Source organism: Bacillus sp. SG20033, assembly GCF_044570195.1.
Classification (GTDB): domain Bacteria; phylum Bacillota; class Bacilli; order Bacillales; family Bacillaceae; genus Bacillus; species Bacillus subtilis.
The window spans coordinates 2038257-2053738 of sequence record NZ_CP172606.1; the positions used below are offsets into that span (position 1 = coordinate 2038257).

Consider the following 15482-nt stretch of genomic DNA (forward strand, 5'->3'; position numbering starts at 1 on the left):
GCCCTTTGAAGTATGATAAAGACAGAGTAAAAGAAAGCCTGACCATTGAGGATATACATAAGATTTTAAAAGACTTAGGTAGCGAGAACAATCAGTGGGATCAACAAGGAAATCCGATTTACAGAACTGTTTGTCACAATGCTTCTGGTGGGAGCTATAAGCTGTATTACTATCATGAAGCAAAACAGTTTCACTGTTATACAGAGTGTGGAGATAATTTTGATGTATTTGAACTTGTTATAAGAGCAAAAAGTCAAAAAGGTATTAATATCTCTTTTAATCAGGCTATCGAATATGTTGCCAAAATAGCAGGAAGAACATTTGGATTTGGGAATAGAGAGACATACATAAACAATGATTTGATTGATGACTGGGAATGGATGGGGAAGTTCAAAAAGAAGAAAAAAATACATATTGAGCTCCCCAGCTTTAATGAAACGGTTCTAGATGTATTTGTGCCTTATCCTCACCAATTGTGGCTAGGTGAGGGAATAAGTCACAAGACATTAAAAGAGTTTGAGATTGGGTACTATTTTAGACCTCATACAGAAGGGATTACCATTCCTCATCGAGATTTAAATAATAGGTTGATTGGTATACGTAGGCGCTCAATGATTAAAGAAGAAGTAGATGCAGGCTATAAATATATGCCTTTAAAAGTTGGCAATACCTTATATAACCATCAAACAATGATGAATCTATATGGATTACATAAAACAAAAAATTCGATAGAAAGGTTCAAGAAAGTATTGATTTTCGAATCAGAAAAATCAGTATTAAAATGCCAAGATTTTTACGGTGAATCAAACTTTACCTGTGCTGTTTGTTCAAGTAATATATCTAATTTTCACCGGGACATTTTATTGTCTCTTGGTGTTGAAGAAGTTTTTATTGCTCTTGATAAATACCGACCACCAAAAGAACATGAAACAGAGGAGAAATATCAAGAAAAATTGGTTGAATATCAGAAGAAAATTCTAAAGCTCGCAGCAAAATTTACTCCTTATGTTCGTGTGTATGTTTTGTGGGATTATGAAGGCTTACTGGATTATAAGGACAGCCCAGCTGACAAGGGAAAGGAAACTCTAGAGGAGCTAATGAGAAGGAAAATTGAGATTGGCACAGATGAAGGGGGAATTTAATGGAGTATAGACTAATTGGCGACAATGATTATAATTTCGATCCTTTAGCTACTATCTTAAAAAATAGAGGCATAGAAGATCCAAAGTTGTTTGTTAATGTTGATCAAAGTTCAGTTATTCATTATTCAAAGCTAAATAATATTGATAAAGCTGCAGATTGTCTTATTAAGCATTTAAATAATAAAAATAAATTGTTTGTTCAGGTAGACAGTGATGTTGATGGATACACATCCAGCTCAATCATTATAAATTACATAAAGAAGATTTGTCCGAAAGCTAATATACATTACAGAATTCAAGATGGGAAAGAGCATGGGATTTTTATTGATACAATTCCTGATGATGTTGACTTAGTCATAATCCCAGATGCAGGTTCAAGTCAATTTGAGGAACATGAGGCTCTTAATAAGAGAGGCACAGAAATAATTGTTATTGATCACCATGAATGTGAACGAGTGTCTGAACACGCGATCGTAGTAAATAATCAACTTTCGCTTAATTATTCGAATAAAACTCTGACAGGTGCAGGAATGGCCTATAAATTTTGCCAGGCAGTTGATGAAAAGCTAAATAAAAATGAAGCCGAACAATTCTTAGACCTTGTCTCTATTGGTAACATTGCTGATTCGGCTGATTCAAGAAACCTTGAAACCAGGTATTTTATGAATGAAGGCTTGAAGAAAATTAAGCATCCATTATTAAAGAAGCTGTTTAAGAAGCAAGAGTTTTCAACCAAGGGTGACAAGAACATACAGAATACACAATTCTTTATTAACCCTTTAATTAATGCTGCCATCAGGGTTGGAAGCAGTGAAGAAAAAGATCAAATGATGAGAGCATTCCTCCTTTCTAAAGAAAAGGTTCCCTACAAAAAACGTGGGCAAAGTGAAACTGAACTTGTTTCAATACATGATGACACAGTTAGGATTCTAGGAAATCTAAAAGCAAAGCAGAAACGGATTGCAGATGCAGCTGGAGCTGAAATTAAAAATAGAATAGAGGAGAAAAGTTTAACAGCGAATAAAGTACTGATTGTTTACATTGAAGGACTTCTAGATAAAAGCCTAACTGGACTGGTGGCCAATCAGCTTGCAGAAGAATATAAAAAGCCGGTCTTGTTAGCCAGAAACGATCCCGAAAAAGGTAAAGATATCTTGAGTGGCTCTATACGAGGATATGATAAAGGGTTTATAAAGGATTTTAAGAAAGAGCTTATAGATACTGGATTATTTGAGTTTGTTGAAGGTCACCCAAATGCAGCTGGCTTTGCAATTAAACGACAGAACTTAATCCTGGTGAACAAAGTGCTGAATGAAAAATTTAAAGACATAAATATCGAAGAAGATATTCAGAATGTTGATTTTGAGATCCCAGCAAAACGATTGAGAAAAGAATTTATCCTTAAACTTGCTGGTTACAAAGACTATTGGGGTTACAAAGTTGAAGAACCATTAATAGCTATAACGGATCTTGAAATTGATGTCGAACAAATTGAGCATTTAGGGAAAAAGAATAAGACAACTGTTAAATTTAAGCATGGTGATATCGAATACATAAGGTTTAAAAGTGATGAGAATTACTTTAATCAGCTTACAGAATCAAATGGAACATTAGTCATAAATGTAATTGGTAAAGCAAAGGCAAATGAATACAAAGGTAAGAAAACACCTCAAATAGAGATTTATGAATTGGAGGTGGTTCGTACAAAACAAAAAGAACTTGTGTTTTAAGGAGGAAGAAAGTTGATAGGATGTCACTGTCACACTGATAAAAGTAACATAAGACTACTTGATTCAACAAACTCAGTTGAAGAATTGCTTAAGACAGCGGTTCAGATGAATTATAAAGGATTAGCTATTACTGATCATGAGGTTCTTTCAGCACACTTAGAAGCAATTAAGACTGTCAGAGAAATGAAGAAGAAAGGGGATATGCCTACAGATTTTAAACTCATTTTGGGGAATGAAGCATATTTAGTCGATTCATTAGAAGAAGTCCGTGATAACTATAAATCGGGAGTGACAAAATTTCCGCATTTCTTGATGTTGGCAATTGACCCTATAGGACATGAGCAGCTAAGAATACTGTCTTCACTAGCCTGGGAAAATTCATTTTACACAGGAACGATGGAAAGAGTGCCCACAGTTAAAAATGATGTAGAAGAGCTGCTTAGCAAAAATCCAGGTCACATTATTGCTACAACAGCTTGTCTCGGCTCTGAGGTGAATATCAATTTACTCAGAATCAAAGAATGCGAAGAAAGCGGAGATATTAAGTCAATCAAGCAGCACAAATTAAAAATTCATGAGTTTATTACATGGTGTATTAAAGTCTTTGGGGAAGATAAGTTCTTTATTGAGCTTCAGCCAGCTTTAAGTGAAGAGCAAATTTATTGTAATAAGAAACTTGTTGATATAGCCAACGGCTATGGATTGAAGATAATTGTCACAACTGATGCACACTTTCTAAGACCAGAAGATAGAGCAATTCATCAAGCCTTTTTAAAAGCTAAGGATGGAGAAAGAGAAGTTGATTCCTTTTATGAAGCCTGTTTCGTTCAAAACGTTGATGAAATTCATGAGAGAATGGATTACATTGATAAAGAAGTCATCGATCAGGCCATAAAAAATACAATGCTCATTGGTGAGATGATTGAAGACTATACTATAGAGCACGAGCCAATTATCCCTAAGATGGAGCTTCCTAACTTTAAATTAAGACATTTATTTAAACCAGCATATGATCAATATGAATATATAAAAAAGATGTCTGAATCAGCAGATGAACAAGATAGATATCTCCTTAAGTTAATTGAGGACGGATTTGAAGAGAAATTAAAAACAAGCGAACTAACGAGAGAAGCTTTTCATAAAATATTGAACAGGATTAACGTTGAGCTGGGTGAACTTTGGGAAATCAGCCAAAAGCTGAATCAGTCTATGTCTTCTTATTACATAACAGTCAGAGAAATCATTAATATTATTTGGGATGATGAGTGTGGAGGAGATAGTTTAGTTGGGGCAGCTAGGGGAAGTGCTGCAGGTTACTTAGTTAATTATCTTCTTGATAACACTCAAATTAATCCAATGCAATATGATTTACCACATTGGAGACATATACATAAATCGAGACCTGACCTTCCAGATATCGATATTGATACTGAAGGATCAAAAAGACAAAAAATTCTTAAGGCACTTAGAGAAAGGTTTGGAGACAAACGTGTTCTTCAAATTGCTACTTTTGGAACTGAGGGTTCAAAATCAGCGCTTCAGACAGCGTGTAGAGGCTTAGGAATCGATAATGATATATCCCAGTATTTAAGTGGAATGATTCCATTTGAAAGAGGATCTAACTGGCCTTTAACACATTGTTTTTATGGTGACAAAGAAACTGGTAGGAAGCCGATTAAAGAGTTTATTAGGGAGGTTGAACAATACCCTAATCTTAAAGAAACAGCTCTAAAAATTGAAGGGTTAACTAATAAGCGCTCTTCTCATGCAGCCGGAGTAATTATCTTTAACGATGAATATACAAAGTCGAATGCAATGATGAAAACTCCTAAAGGAGCTTATATTACACAGTTTAATATGGGTGACAGTGAAGCTATGGGCTCAGTAAAGTTTGACCTTCTTACAATTGAAGCTTTAGATAAGATTAGAGTAACATTAGACCAATTAATCGAGAATAAAGAAATTGAATGGCAAGGAAGTTTGAAGGAAACATACAACAAATACATCCATCCAGACGTAATTGAGTATGAAGATGATAAGCTATGGGAAATGGCTGGTAATGGGGAGATCATGGATTTATTCCAGTTCTCAACTGAAGTCGGTCATCAATCAGTTGTCAAAGTAAAACCTAAGAACTTACTTGAAGCAGCAGTAACCAATTCTTTAATGAGGCTTATGTCAGACGGTGAAGAACAGCCTGTAGATACATATGTTAAATACAAAAATAACCTTAATAAATGGTATGAAGAAATGACACGGTACGGTCTAAGCGAAAAGGAAATCAGAGTAATGGAGAGGCACCTTAAGGACATTTATGGTGTTGCTGATACTCAAGAAGTGGTTATGCAGATGGTTATGGATAAAGATATAGCTAACTTTGACATTAAAGAATCAAATTATCTTAGGAAATCCATAGCAAAAAAGAAAGAAGATGTACTAAAAGAAGTGGAAGAATTGTTTTTTAAAAAAGGAAAGGAGATTGGCACTTCCGATAACCTGTTGAATTATGTCTGGAATGTTCAATTTAAAAGACAGTTTGGCTACAGTTTTAGTTTACTTCATACCTTGGCATATTCAATTATTGCATTACAGGAATTGAACTTAAATTATCGATATAATCCTTTATACTGGAATACTGCTTGTTTAACGGTAAACAGCGGAGGAATAGATACCGAGAATACAAAAGACAACAAAAAGACAGCTGCTACAAACTACGGAAAAGTTGCTTCAGCCATCGGAAACATCAGACAAAGAGGGATTAAAATAGACCTTCCAGATATAAATAAGGCTGATTTTGGTTTTAGGACTGATATTAACAACAATTCAATTTTATTTGGACTTAAAGGAATGAATGGAATTGGAGACGATGTTATTCATCATATAGTTCTAAATAGACCATATAGTGACTTTAACGACTTTATTGAAAGAATGTTTAAGAGCGGCATTATTAAGAAAGGACAAGTAATCCAATTAATAAAAGGAGGCTGCTTTGATTCTTTTGGAGATAGGCAAGAAATCATGAAGGCCTTTATTAGATTAATATCAGAACCAAAAAGTAAGCTTACGTTGTCTAATTTAAAAATGCTAATTGAAAACAACATTGTTCCTTCAGAATTTGCACAAGAAGTGAGATTCTTTCGCTTTAAAGAATACATCAGCAAAAAGGTGTACAAAACATTAAAGTCGCCAAAAGATAAACTTCTTTTATTGGATGATGTATCAGCTTCATTTTATAACCAGTATTTCAGTGAGGATAGTGTTGTTGACATGTTAAACGGGCAGCTTGTCATTTCTGAAAAAGCTTTTAAAAAAGAATATGATAACAAGATGTCTAATATAAAGTCCTGGATAACAACAGAAGAACCACTGAAGAAATTGAATGATTGTTTATTAATAAAAGAGTGGGAAAAATACGCCGATGGGTCATTAGGCAAGTGGGAAATGGATTCATTGAGCTATTATTATAATGACCATGAGCTTTCTGGTGTAAACTTTGCCAAGTATGATATTGCTGACTTTTATAAACTACCAGAAGAGCCGGTCAAAGGTAAACCTTATCAATGGAGAGGGAAAACTCTCTATGAATATGAGACTACACGGATTATAGGCACTGTTTTAGATAGGGATAAAAACAAACATACAATTACTCTTCTAACACCTACAGGGGTGGTTACAGTTAAACAGTGGTCGGGTAGCTTTAGTCATTACAATAAACAGATTTCTAGATCCATTGGTGGCGGAAAGAAAGAGGTAGTCGAGAAATCTTGGTATACCAGAGGAACATTGCTCATGTTTACTGGTTTCAGAAGAGGTAACAATTTTATTCCGAAGGTCTATAAAAATAGCATATATAATCACACAGTCTGCAGAATAGATTTTGTTGATAATGAAGGAAGTATGAGTTTGACAACTAAAAGGGCAGAAATATAAATCTTAACTGATAATAGGAGAGATGAAAATTTTCAAAAAACTTATAGACAAACATAAAAAATATGTATATCATAGAATTAAAGAAATGACACTTTTTGCTACAATTGGTTTGTTAGGAGTAGGGCTCGTATATAGCGCTAAAAACTTGTATACACATCAAGACAGTCAAGTCGAAGTCTCAATAAAAGAGTCATTTTATCTAAATAAAAAAGAGGTGACCCAAAAACTAATTCATGAAATTGACGTTCCAAGAATCCTTCCCAGGCTAAAGAGTGAGGAAGAAAAGCAGACTGAAAGTAGAAAAAAGTATCTTAATGTGACGATTACATATCTAACAGAAGAAAATAAAAAAGCAGCAAAACATACAAAAACAAAAAAAGTGCAAAAAACCAACAAAAAGATAAGTGTAAATAAACGAACTTCAAAAAGTACTAATGCCAAGGCAATGAAGAGTCATGAGGTTGTTGCCACTGCTTACACAGCGTTTTGTTCTACAGGTTGCACAGGGAAAACAAGAACCGGCTATGATGTATCAAACACATCCTATTACAATGGAAAAAGAATAATCGCTGTTGATCCAGAAGTAATTCCTTTGTATTCATTAGTTCAAGTTTCTTATGGAGGGAATAGCTTTCAAGCATATGCAATAGACACAGGAGGAGATATTAAAAACAATCGTATAGATATTCTGATGGACAGTGAGCAAGAAGCAAATGCATTTGGTCGTAAAAATGTTAGAGTAAGCTGGTAAATCAATCCAAATAACAGAAAGGTATAAACATTTCAACAATTCGTTCGATGCAATACATAACATGAAATATATCCCAAGGAAAACTATTACATAGAGAGAGTGAAGAGGATGTTCATTTTAGATAAAGAGGCCAGGGTCAAATCAACTGGGGAGTGCGGGGTTATTGAAGCCATCTACCCTGAAACAAAGACAGTGGAACTTTGTTATTATGATGGAACTTATGATGAAAGGAGTTTTGATGATGTTGTTATGGAAATAAGTAGTTGAAATTTCAAGACAAAATTAAAAAATAGGGTGAGATAATTGAAGTGTATTCAAATTGAAATGTCATTCACAGACGAATATGGACAGGTAACCAAATTAAATAAGACTTATAAACCGTCGATTATTGAAGAACATAAAGGGGAAATCCCTGGATTGTTGTTGGATGATTTTAAGAGGTTCTTGTCGTCCCTTGGGTTTAATGAAAAACAGGTTTCTAGAATAGTAACAGAAGATTAAGAGGTTTTTTATTGAGGGGAGGTGGTATTAAATTGCCTAAATACTGGAGTTATCCTGTTGGGCTAGCTGTAGAAATTAACAATAATGCACGATACGGATGCCCGCATCATGTGGGGAGAAAAGGAAAGATTATCGAGCATTTACATTCAGCTACATATGACTATGCAGTTAGCGATGAAACAGGTGACATTACTTACTTTAAAGAACATGAATTAACGCCACTAAAGGGAGGATTAACTTATGTTTAGAAAAGGTCAAAAGGTAATTGTGGATTTTACAGATGAGATCGGGGCTGTTGCGAAAGTTGATTATCGATACAACCAGGTAGAAGTAAAGTACCCTGATGGCACTTACCAGGTTGTTGGATTTCATAAAATAAGAAAGGTGGAGGATTAATGACATTGATTATCTTGGAGGGGCCTGATTGCTGCTTTAAATCAACAGTTGCAGCAAAGCTTAGCAAAGAACTGAAGTACCCAATTATCAAAGGTTCAAGCTTTGAGTTGGCCACAAGCGGGAATGAGAAATTATTTGAACACTTCAACAAATTGGCTGACAAAGACAATGTGATTATTGACAGGTTTGTTTATTCTAACTTGGTATATGCAAAGAAATTCAAAGATTACTCGATCCTTACAGAGCAACAGCTTAGATTTATTGAGGATAAAATTAAAGCAAAAACGAAGGTTGTATACTTACATGCTGATCCAAGCATTATTAAGGAACGGTTAAACGTACGGGGAGATGAGTATATAGAAGGAAAAGACATTGATTCAATTTTAGAGTTGTATAGAGAAGTTATGAGCAATGCGGGATTACATACATATTCATGGGATACTGGACAATGGGGCAGCGATGAGATTGTTGAAGATTTGATTCAATTATTTGAGTAAAACAAAGAGGGAAGGAGTGAACTAGCACTCCTTAGTTAACTACCGTGGTTCTACTGTGATTTTATAAATAACATAATTATCATTAATATCGTATGCATAAATCACTGCTGTGCCCAGTGTTGAATGAGAAGAAACAACACCGCCGGAACTAATGCTAATGAGGTTACTGCCAGATACTATTTCCCATCGTGTGTAACCTGTTAATAGGGAAACGTTAGAATTCCTTAACATGTGGAAATCAACTGTACCAATCGGATCACCTAGTTGTTTAACTTGGTCAACTGATTTAACAGGCGTAAGAGCTGAGGCTTGTGATGTGAAAGCAGGGAGAGCCAGAGTGGTTAGAGATAAGGCAGAAACAATCAATCCTTTGTAAAACTTTTTCATAAGAATTACCTCCCAGGTTTTGATTGTGATACAACTCTAGTCTAGCATGTAAAATATTTGAAATGTGTGAAGTGTTTGTGAAACTGATTAAAATTTGTCTTTTATACAAATTTAAAATTAGAGGAGTAGATCGATTGGATAGTTACCCAGAGTCCCTAAAAAAAGAGACAGAGGAGATTAAAGAGCGTGTTAGGAATGGAAATATCAAAGAAGACAGGATTAAAGAAATTGCAGAAACGACAGTTGAGTTTTTGAAATCAGAGGAGAAAAGACATAAATACTTTTCTGAAGTTGCTGCAGCTATGGCTGATAACTTAAGTGAGTTTTTCAAATCGTATCTAAAAGGAGAGTGAATATGCTAACTGATCAAGAAAAAATTGACTTGGTAAACGCTCTTGAATTTGTAGTTATTGAACCACATACACAAAGCATTTACGTAAATAACGATGAAAAGGCTAATGAAGTATTACATAAAGTTTTACACACTATTTCAGTAGATGAGTATATTGAGAGCTTTAGAAAAGGGAACCTAATTGACATCTTTTCTGCAGCAATGCAAGAAGCCGGTGCGGAAGGATTTAAAGATGGGCAGTTCGTAATTATGCCAAAGAAGTTTTATGTTGATCAGTGCTACGCGATGAGTAAGGAAATCGATCGTTAACCAAGCTAGTCAATCTATGCAATATTAAATCAAATACATATCGAGACTTGATTCATTAAATTGTTTCAAGAAAAGACGAAAGGATAAAGGGATGTTTATTGAAAAAGTATTATGTAAGGTGTAAAGACAACAAAGGTGAAAATGCGTCTCTAGTTATTGAGGCGCTATCACCTGAACATGCAAAAGAACAAGCATACGAAGTACATGAGGTAAGGCATATTTATAATGTAAGTCTGGGAGAAGGAACGTCAAGGAATTATCTTGCTCGAGAATATTCTCCATACATAAAAAATGACAACGGCAAGGCTATAATTATCTTTTCATAAGGGAGGATGGCACCGTGTGCATTTCTGATCCAATAAAAGAAACTCTCATGCAAAATATGGATCAACTTAGCTGTAAAATCGATGAGTTGTTCATTTACCTTGAAAATGAGTTGCCTTCAACCACTGAAAGTCAATGGAAAACTATAGACAAAAAATTCGGTGAGGTTTTTACTGAATCTAACGAATTACAAAATTACATAAGTTGTTTATAAAGGTGAGCAATATCCCTTTAAGTTAATGACATCTGTGATACTTATTATTCAAAATCGCCTTTGTTTCTTAACAATTATTTATATGATTGGTAGCATTTATTAAAGAAAGAAGGTGATTTATGAGATTGTCTGTTTGATAAGTATTGGTGTCAGGTGAGAATTATATTTTTACAAAGGGGTTATTTTAATGAACAAGTCTTTTTATCGAACGATCTTAGCATTAGTTGCCGTATTTGTGCTGGCCTTTGCAACATTTCCTCAAAATAGTGATGCAAAGAGTACAATCTCAACAGATAATATTGACAAGGGTAAGGTAAAATCAGAAGCAGAATTTATTGCAGATCACACTATTGATGTGAGCAAAAAGACTAAGGAAAAACTTCTTTCAAAGGCAAATAAGGCAATTGAAGACGGAGACATTAAGTATCATAAATCAAACGAAAAAGTATTTGATAATGCATCAGTTAGGGCTATCAAGTATGATGATGGTACAGTAACTTATTCAGTTTCTTATTTATACGTGGACACTGAAAAAGTAGATAGAGTTAGTTCATTCAATGTTTCATTTGATAGCGATATGAATATTGAAGAATACTATGAAGTTGATATGAAGAAAATCAGCAGCAATCAAAACGAAATGAGTTATTGGGTTAATGGCGTTAAGGATGAAGACAAGTCTGGTGTCTTTGAAACAGAAAAATCTTTAGAAGATCAAACAAGCTCATCTAACATGATGAGTACTCAGAGTTGGACTGGATGTGTATCAGATTGCTTAGGTGATAAGAATATTAGCCAATGGGCAATTACTGGTTTAGCTATTTTATGTGGAGCTGCATGCACAGCTGGTGTTCCAGCAACAGCAGGAACTGCTTGCTATGCTTGTGTAAATACTGCTGGTATTATTGGTGTAAATGCATTCTTTGATTGTATGGAGAAGTGTAAATGATCAATATCTTAAGTAAAATACTATTTATTTTGTCTGGTTGTGCATTGTTGATCTTTGGGATAATTTTAAAGAATGGATCAATGGCTTTTGGATTGTTTGCCTTATTCTTCATAGCGGCAATAATTGTTCGTGTATTTCATAAACGAACTGAAGACCATTAGCAGCAGCCATATTGTACTGTAGGGGAGGAAACTCTCCTACTCTTGAAAAATAGATAAAAAAACAATAGACAAATACAAATAATATGTATATAATTAAAATAACTTAGAGCAAAGGGAGAGGGTTAATGAATCATATATGTGACATCTGTAAAGAGTACATAAACGGAAAAACAATTTGTCTTAGAATCAGCGATGATAAAACTTATGTAGACTTCAATTGTTGTGAAGGTTGTGCAAAGGGTTATTCCGAGAAAGTGAAGAAGGAATGCAGCAACTTAAGCGTTAAAAAGACATTAGAATATTTAAGGCTAAACAACAAATACAAAATAAGTGGATGAAATTTCCTTTTATCGAGAATTGTTTCTAAAAGTGAAAACGCCATAAAAACTTCTTATGGCGTCTGTCGAACATGGAGGTGAGCCAAAAGGCTTTGGATTTACTCTGAGATTAGTAAAGGAATGAAGCACCAACAATGATCAACAGGATGAACAACACCACGATCAATACGAAGCTGCTTCCACCAGAGTATCCGCCGCCGGAGTATCCACCAGAATAACCACCGTAGAATCCCATATTGCCACCTCCTTTAGTGAAGATAGTACATGATATGGCAAAGGTTAAAAATTCGACATGGATTTCAGTCTAAAAAGAAAAAATGAAGTTTTTGTCTAAATTTAAGAATTAAGGAGAGGAGACAATTTAATGACAAAGACCTGGTTCATCAGCGATCCTCACTTTGGTCATAAGAATATCATCAAGTATGAAGGTAACAAACGAGTATTTAAAGACACTGAACATATGGACAATGTGATTATTGAGAACTTCAATAAAACAGTTAGCGAAGGTGATACAGTCTTTTGGCTTGGAGACATGTTTTTCTGTAATTCAAAAAGAATCGAGTACATAGTGAGTCGGCTAAAGAAAACTAGAAACATTCTTATTAGAGGAAATCATGACAAAGGAATTTCAGACACAAAGTTTAGAAGACTTGGTTTTGATCCACATAGGATGTATCTCTATGAGGATTATATCCTTACTCATGAACCAATTTCTCAGGTGAATATGAACAGATTAATTGAGGAATTTCAACTTTGCTGCAATGTACATGGGCATACGCACAGTGAGAAAACTGGTCTAGAAAAGCTAAGTCATGTATGTGTAAGTGTTGAGAATACTGACTTTAAACCAGTTACGTTGGGGTGGATTAACACAAAAAGGTGGGAAGGTGCAAGAAATCCTCATTAGAAATAGAAAAGAATTTCCCGGGCAAGCGCAGTATACGACAAATTAAAACAAAAGGAGATGAACGTATGCAAACATTAGATGCACCAATTTACGAAGTTAAACAGGAGAGTGACTGGTATAAGTCTGAGAAGAAACGAAAAGAAGACATTAACTCATTCTTTGATAAATTTGAAGAAAAGTATGGAGTGAAAGAGGGGTTTTCGTTTTATCACTCTGAGTATTTCGGAGTCTACGAAGGAACAGAAGCGTATGAAATATTTAAAAATGACATTGTTAAAAATCAAGTAGACGGATTCTATGCTTTCAAAAAACGATCTAAATACTTTAAAGAAATAAAAGCTATGATTGAGCAAATTGAAGAAGTGTATCCATTTAGGTCTCATGATGAGCTGGGGTTAAACAACATGACTGGTCGTCAATGGATAGGTGACAGGTGGTTCTTTGGAGTTAAAACTGAACAGCTTGTTAAAGGAGACAGTGTGGTTGCTACTGACTATAAAGATTATCTAAAAATTGTAATGGAGCATTTAGATTAAAATTCAATTTTTATATAGAAAATAATATAACTTAGTTTATTATCAACCTACAAAATATAGAAAATGCCTATGCACTATAAAAGTTGTTTAAAGCATATATTGCCTAAGAAACGATGGGTAAAAAGAAAAGGAGAGTAATTATGAACAACTTTTATGGATATTATGATGAGCTTTATCGACCATGGCCAGGAACTAGTGGTCACCAGCAAACACCAGCAATCCCAAGTCATATTATGACTGAATATCAAAATTTAGTTAAAAATCCTTCTGCAGCACAACATATGCTCCACGGAGGGCCAGGGCAAGGTTACGCAGTGGGATGTGACATGAAGTGGACTATTATTCTGCTCAAAAACGGCCAGCTATTCTTAATGTTTGTATTCTCAGCAAGTCCAACTGGAAATACTTCGGGAATATTATTCCCTTCATTCACTTTTGGTTCATTCCCGACTTCATCTATCCTGGCTTATAAATGTTAGATAGCTATAGGGAGGAAACTTCCTCCCTATATTAAAGGATAATGGGAAGATTAAATAAAAGTTTTATTATATCGAAAGGATGAAAAAAATGAAAATGAAGAATGTAAAGTTGTATAAAATAACTGACAACAGGTACCTTCCCAATGAAAAAATATTTATAGGGGATTTTGATGATTGCGAAATGTTTGAAGAGGAAGGGAGTGTATTTTTAGAGGTTGCTAATCAAGTTGATGTTGTACCTAGAGAATCTAGTACTCATACCAATGAAGTTCCTATATTCTTAGAGGTCACTAGTCGTCAAGGAGAAATAAAGATAATTAGGGCAAGTAAAAGCTTAACTGAAATTACTCCTGATTTAATAAAGATTAAATTTTCAGTTCTATGAATTTAAATAAAAGGATGATTTTAAAGAGAAAGGAAACGTATTTGATGGATACATACGAAGTGGTTGGTTGTCGGTTTAAACATTATAAAGGCGGTCTATATAAGGTTATTGGAGAGGCAATTCATACTGAGACAGAAGAGAAGCTTGTTACATATGAAGACATGGATGGCATTCTGTGGGCAAGGCCTAAAGAAATGTTCTTTGAAAAAATTGTTGTTGATGGAAAAGAGGTAAATAGGTTTACAAAAATCAATTAGGAGATGATGTAATAAGATGAAATTCTTTGAGGTGTGTGACCCATACTACGCATTAATTAAAGCAAATACAAAGGAAAAGGCAATAAAGCTATATACAGAAGAAGTTGCGGATGATGACGGGAACTTAAGAGATGAGATCAAAGAAGTTGGTATGTTGTACGCAGCTGTTAAACACAGCCGAACAGTAACCGAGGATCAGGAACTGTCCCCAATATCAGATGTTCTCGAAGAACTTCAAAGTAATGAAGAAAGAGTTTTGATTATGGATGGCAGCTTACTTTAAAGATTAAAAATACATTAAGAGGATGATGAAGATAAAAATGAAATATGGACTATATTGTATGGGATCACTTGTTAACACTTATGATGATGCTATTGAAGCTCATAATGACGCAGTGTTTGCTCAAGAAGAAAGTGGAGTACCGCATGAAGTAAGAGAAATTCAATAAAATAAAAGGGGGACATTAAATGATTCAAGGGTTTTATAAAGATCAGAAACTTCACCTTTTGGAAGATCCTATGCAGCAGTACACTGTCATGAAAGTTGAAGAAAATGCAGTATGTGTTTACCGATGGATCGATGACTATAGACACAAAATTGAGAGATTTACAGATGTTGAAGAGGCTAAAAAGCTCCTTGGAGAAGGATGGCCTAAACAATAAAAAGGAAGGTGTATACATGGAATTAATATTTGCTGAAACAATTAAAAGAGATCAAAAATTAGAGAATACGGACATTGTTAAACTAAGTGATGATTATTACATGGTTGTCAAAGAGATTGAGGGTTATATTGCAAGGAATTTTAAAGGATGGACAGGTGCCACTGGTCACCATCCCACTTTAGAATCACTTTTAGATTCTTTATATGGACTCAGATGGAATCCCAAAATTTTTAGCCATAAAGATTATCACCTAGAATTAAAAAAACCTGAATAAAAT

Annotated in this window: 23 protein-coding genes and 2 pseudogenes; 23 read left to right on the top strand and 2 right to left on the bottom strand. The window is 34.5% G+C overall.

Annotation, left to right across the window (positions count from 1 at the left end):
- Nucleotides 1-5 precede the first annotated feature (5 nt).
- From ACFVP7_RS10565 to ACFVP7_RS10605, 9 genes are all read left to right on the top strand, one after another.
- The gene (locus ACFVP7_RS10565) at nucleotides 6-1142 is read left to right on the top strand and encodes a hypothetical protein (protein WP_068947554.1); all 1137 of its coding nucleotides are present in this window, start codon (nucleotides 6-8) and stop codon (nucleotides 1140-1142) included.
- Complete coding sequence (gene recJ / locus ACFVP7_RS10570; protein ID WP_396583216.1) at nucleotides 1142-2872, top strand: single-stranded-DNA-specific exonuclease RecJ; 1731 nt, start codon at nucleotides 1142-1144, stop codon at nucleotides 2870-2872. The genes ACFVP7_RS10565 and recJ overlap by 1 nt, the downstream gene beginning before the upstream one ends.
- 12 nt (nucleotides 2873-2884) lie before the next feature.
- Nucleotides 2885-6802 carry a DNA polymerase III subunit alpha gene (dnaE, locus tag ACFVP7_RS10575; RefSeq protein WP_396583217.1) on the top strand — a complete coding sequence of 1306 codons (3918 nt, stop codon included), beginning with the start codon at nucleotides 2885-2887 and terminating at the stop codon, nucleotides 6800-6802.
- 28 nt (nucleotides 6803-6830) lie between these two features.
- Nucleotides 6831-7553: a 3D domain-containing protein gene (locus tag ACFVP7_RS10580; RefSeq protein WP_396583262.1), complete on the top strand. Its 723-nt coding sequence runs from the start codon at nucleotides 6831-6833 to the stop codon at nucleotides 7551-7553.
- A 108-nt stretch (nucleotides 7554-7661) separates the two neighbouring features.
- The gene (locus ACFVP7_RS10585) at nucleotides 7662-7820 is read left to right on the top strand and encodes a hypothetical protein (protein WP_396583218.1); all 159 of its coding nucleotides are present in this window, start codon (nucleotides 7662-7664) and stop codon (nucleotides 7818-7820) included.
- A gap of 36 nt (nucleotides 7821-7856) precedes the next feature.
- The gene (locus ACFVP7_RS10590) at nucleotides 7857-8054 is read left to right on the top strand and encodes a hypothetical protein (protein WP_041336515.1); all 198 of its coding nucleotides are present in this window, start codon (nucleotides 7857-7859) and stop codon (nucleotides 8052-8054) included.
- Nucleotides 8055-8086: 32 nt separating this feature from the next.
- Nucleotides 8087-8302 carry a YorP family protein gene (locus ACFVP7_RS10595; protein ID WP_019712328.1) on the top strand — a complete coding sequence of 72 codons (216 nt, stop codon included), beginning with the start codon at nucleotides 8087-8089 and terminating at the stop codon, nucleotides 8300-8302.
- Nucleotides 8295-8450 (top strand): hypothetical protein, encoded by a 156-nt coding sequence (locus ACFVP7_RS10600; RefSeq protein ID WP_041338484.1) that lies wholly within the window; start codon nucleotides 8295-8297, stop codon nucleotides 8448-8450. Before ACFVP7_RS10595 ends, ACFVP7_RS10600 begins: the two co-directional genes overlap by 8 nt.
- Entirely contained in the window at nucleotides 8450-8947 is a 498-nt protein-coding gene (locus ACFVP7_RS10605) for a hypothetical protein (protein WP_396583219.1), read from the top strand. The genes ACFVP7_RS10600 and ACFVP7_RS10605 overlap by 1 nt, the downstream gene beginning before the upstream one ends.
- Before the next feature lie 39 nt (nucleotides 8948-8986).
- Here ACFVP7_RS10605 and ACFVP7_RS10610 read toward each other — a convergent pair whose 3' ends face one another.
- The gene (locus ACFVP7_RS10610) at nucleotides 8987-9334 is read right to left on the bottom strand and encodes a hypothetical protein (RefSeq protein WP_106294053.1); all 348 of its coding nucleotides are present in this window, start codon (nucleotides 9332-9334) and stop codon (nucleotides 8987-8989) included.
- Nucleotides 9335-9468: 134 nt separating this feature from the next.
- Between ACFVP7_RS10610 and ACFVP7_RS10615 the strand changes: the two genes are divergently transcribed.
- From ACFVP7_RS10615 to ACFVP7_RS10635, 5 genes and pseudogenes are all read left to right on the top strand, one after another.
- Nucleotides 9469-9687 carry a hypothetical protein gene (locus ACFVP7_RS10615; protein ID WP_003231092.1) on the top strand — a complete coding sequence of 73 codons (219 nt, stop codon included), beginning with the start codon at nucleotides 9469-9471 and terminating at the stop codon, nucleotides 9685-9687.
- Nucleotides 9688-9689: 2 nt separating this feature from the next.
- Nucleotides 9690-10054 (top strand): annotated as a pseudogene (locus ACFVP7_RS10620) (hypothetical protein).
- A gap of 39 nt (nucleotides 10055-10093) precedes the next feature.
- Nucleotides 10094-10321: a hypothetical protein gene (locus ACFVP7_RS10625; RefSeq protein ID WP_396583220.1), complete on the top strand. Its 228-nt coding sequence runs from the start codon at nucleotides 10094-10096 to the stop codon at nucleotides 10319-10321.
- A 399-nt stretch (nucleotides 10322-10720) separates the two neighbouring features.
- Nucleotides 10721-11479 (top strand): hypothetical protein, encoded by a 759-nt coding sequence (locus ACFVP7_RS10630; protein ID WP_396583221.1) that lies wholly within the window; start codon nucleotides 10721-10723, stop codon nucleotides 11477-11479.
- A gap of 286 nt (nucleotides 11480-11765) precedes the next feature.
- Nucleotides 11766-11978 carry a hypothetical protein gene (locus ACFVP7_RS10635; RefSeq protein ID WP_019712334.1) on the top strand — a complete coding sequence of 71 codons (213 nt, stop codon included), beginning with the start codon at nucleotides 11766-11768 and terminating at the stop codon, nucleotides 11976-11978.
- A 109-nt stretch (nucleotides 11979-12087) separates the two neighbouring features.
- On the opposite strand, the gene ACFVP7_RS10640 is transcribed toward ACFVP7_RS10635, so the two are convergent.
- Entirely contained in the window at nucleotides 12088-12213 is a 126-nt protein-coding gene (locus ACFVP7_RS10640) for a YjcZ family sporulation protein (RefSeq protein ID WP_014664033.1), read from the bottom strand.
- Nucleotides 12214-12342: 129 nt separating this feature from the next.
- On the opposite strand from ACFVP7_RS10640, the gene ACFVP7_RS10645 reads away from it, so the two are divergent.
- From ACFVP7_RS10645 to ACFVP7_RS10685, 9 genes and pseudogenes are all read left to right on the top strand, one after another.
- Nucleotides 12343-12885, top strand: a complete 543-nt coding sequence (locus ACFVP7_RS10645) for a metallophosphoesterase (RefSeq protein WP_396583222.1) — start codon at nucleotides 12343-12345, stop codon at nucleotides 12883-12885.
- A 12-nt stretch (nucleotides 12886-12897) separates the two neighbouring features.
- Nucleotides 12898-13421 (top strand): annotated as a pseudogene (locus ACFVP7_RS10650) (hypothetical protein).
- 140 nt (nucleotides 13422-13561) lie between these two features.
- Entirely contained in the window at nucleotides 13562-13900 is a 339-nt protein-coding gene (locus tag ACFVP7_RS10655; protein WP_396583223.1) for a hypothetical protein, read from the top strand.
- A gap of 88 nt (nucleotides 13901-13988) precedes the next feature.
- Nucleotides 13989-14285: a hypothetical protein gene (locus ACFVP7_RS10660; RefSeq protein WP_106021377.1), complete on the top strand. Its 297-nt coding sequence runs from the start codon at nucleotides 13989-13991 to the stop codon at nucleotides 14283-14285.
- A gap of 44 nt (nucleotides 14286-14329) precedes the next feature.
- Nucleotides 14330-14542 (top strand): DUF1653 domain-containing protein, encoded by a 213-nt coding sequence (locus tag ACFVP7_RS10665; protein ID WP_163136455.1) that lies wholly within the window; start codon nucleotides 14330-14332, stop codon nucleotides 14540-14542.
- Between the two features lie 16 nt (nucleotides 14543-14558).
- Nucleotides 14559-14825, top strand: coding sequence for a hypothetical protein (locus ACFVP7_RS10670; RefSeq protein WP_041338464.1), 267 nt, complete (start codon nucleotides 14559-14561; stop codon nucleotides 14823-14825).
- Nucleotides 14826-14856: 31 nt separating this feature from the next.
- The gene (locus ACFVP7_RS10675; RefSeq protein ID WP_235120820.1) at nucleotides 14857-14991 is read left to right on the top strand and encodes a hypothetical protein; all 135 of its coding nucleotides are present in this window, start codon (nucleotides 14857-14859) and stop codon (nucleotides 14989-14991) included.
- Between the two features lie 19 nt (nucleotides 14992-15010).
- Nucleotides 15011-15205 carry a hypothetical protein gene (locus ACFVP7_RS10680; protein ID WP_004399360.1) on the top strand — a complete coding sequence of 65 codons (195 nt, stop codon included), beginning with the start codon at nucleotides 15011-15013 and terminating at the stop codon, nucleotides 15203-15205.
- 16 nt (nucleotides 15206-15221) lie between these two features.
- A complete protein-coding gene (locus tag ACFVP7_RS10685; RefSeq protein WP_396583224.1) occupies nucleotides 15222-15479 on the top strand; it encodes a hypothetical protein in 258 nt (85 codons plus the stop codon).
- Nucleotides 15480-15482 lie beyond the last annotated feature (3 nt).

Bases quoted from the DNA above. Each gene is read 5' to 3' on its own strand.
- recJ (WP_396583216.1), top strand. From the start codon at position 1,142: ATGGAGTATAGACTAATTGGCGACAATGATTATAATTTCGATCCTTTA.
- ACFVP7_RS10585 (WP_396583218.1), top strand. From the start codon at position 7,662: ATGTTCATTTTAGATAAAGAGGCCAGGGTCAAATCAACTGGGGAGTGC.
- ACFVP7_RS10600 (WP_041338484.1), top strand. From the start codon at position 8,295: ATGTTTAGAAAAGGTCAAAAGGTAATTGTGGATTTTACAGATGAGATC.
- ACFVP7_RS10605 (WP_396583219.1), top strand. From the start codon at position 8,450: ATGACATTGATTATCTTGGAGGGGCCTGATTGCTGCTTTAAATCAACA.
- ACFVP7_RS10610 (WP_106294053.1), bottom strand. From the start codon at position 9,334: ATGAAAAAGTTTTACAAAGGATTGATTGTTTCTGCCTTATCTCTAACC.
- ACFVP7_RS10630 (WP_396583221.1), top strand. From the start codon at position 10,721: ATGAACAAGTCTTTTTATCGAACGATCTTAGCATTAGTTGCCGTATTT.
- ACFVP7_RS10635 (WP_019712334.1), top strand. From the start codon at position 11,766: ATGAATCATATATGTGACATCTGTAAAGAGTACATAAACGGAAAAACA.
- ACFVP7_RS10640 (WP_014664033.1), bottom strand. From the start codon at position 12,213: ATGGGATTCTACGGTGGTTATTCTGGTGGATACTCCGGCGGCGGATAC.
- ACFVP7_RS10645 (WP_396583222.1), top strand. From the start codon at position 12,343: ATGACAAAGACCTGGTTCATCAGCGATCCTCACTTTGGTCATAAGAAT.
- ACFVP7_RS10655 (WP_396583223.1), top strand. From the start codon at position 13,562: ATGAACAACTTTTATGGATATTATGATGAGCTTTATCGACCATGGCCA.
- ACFVP7_RS10660 (WP_106021377.1), top strand. From the start codon at position 13,989: ATGAAAATGAAGAATGTAAAGTTGTATAAAATAACTGACAACAGGTAC.
- ACFVP7_RS10665 (WP_163136455.1), top strand. From the start codon at position 14,330: ATGGATACATACGAAGTGGTTGGTTGTCGGTTTAAACATTATAAAGGC.
- ACFVP7_RS10670 (WP_041338464.1), top strand. From the start codon at position 14,559: ATGAAATTCTTTGAGGTGTGTGACCCATACTACGCATTAATTAAAGCA.
- ACFVP7_RS10680 (WP_004399360.1), top strand. From the start codon at position 15,011: ATGATTCAAGGGTTTTATAAAGATCAGAAACTTCACCTTTTGGAAGAT.
- ACFVP7_RS10685 (WP_396583224.1), top strand. From the start codon at position 15,222: ATGGAATTAATATTTGCTGAAACAATTAAAAGAGATCAAAAATTAGAG.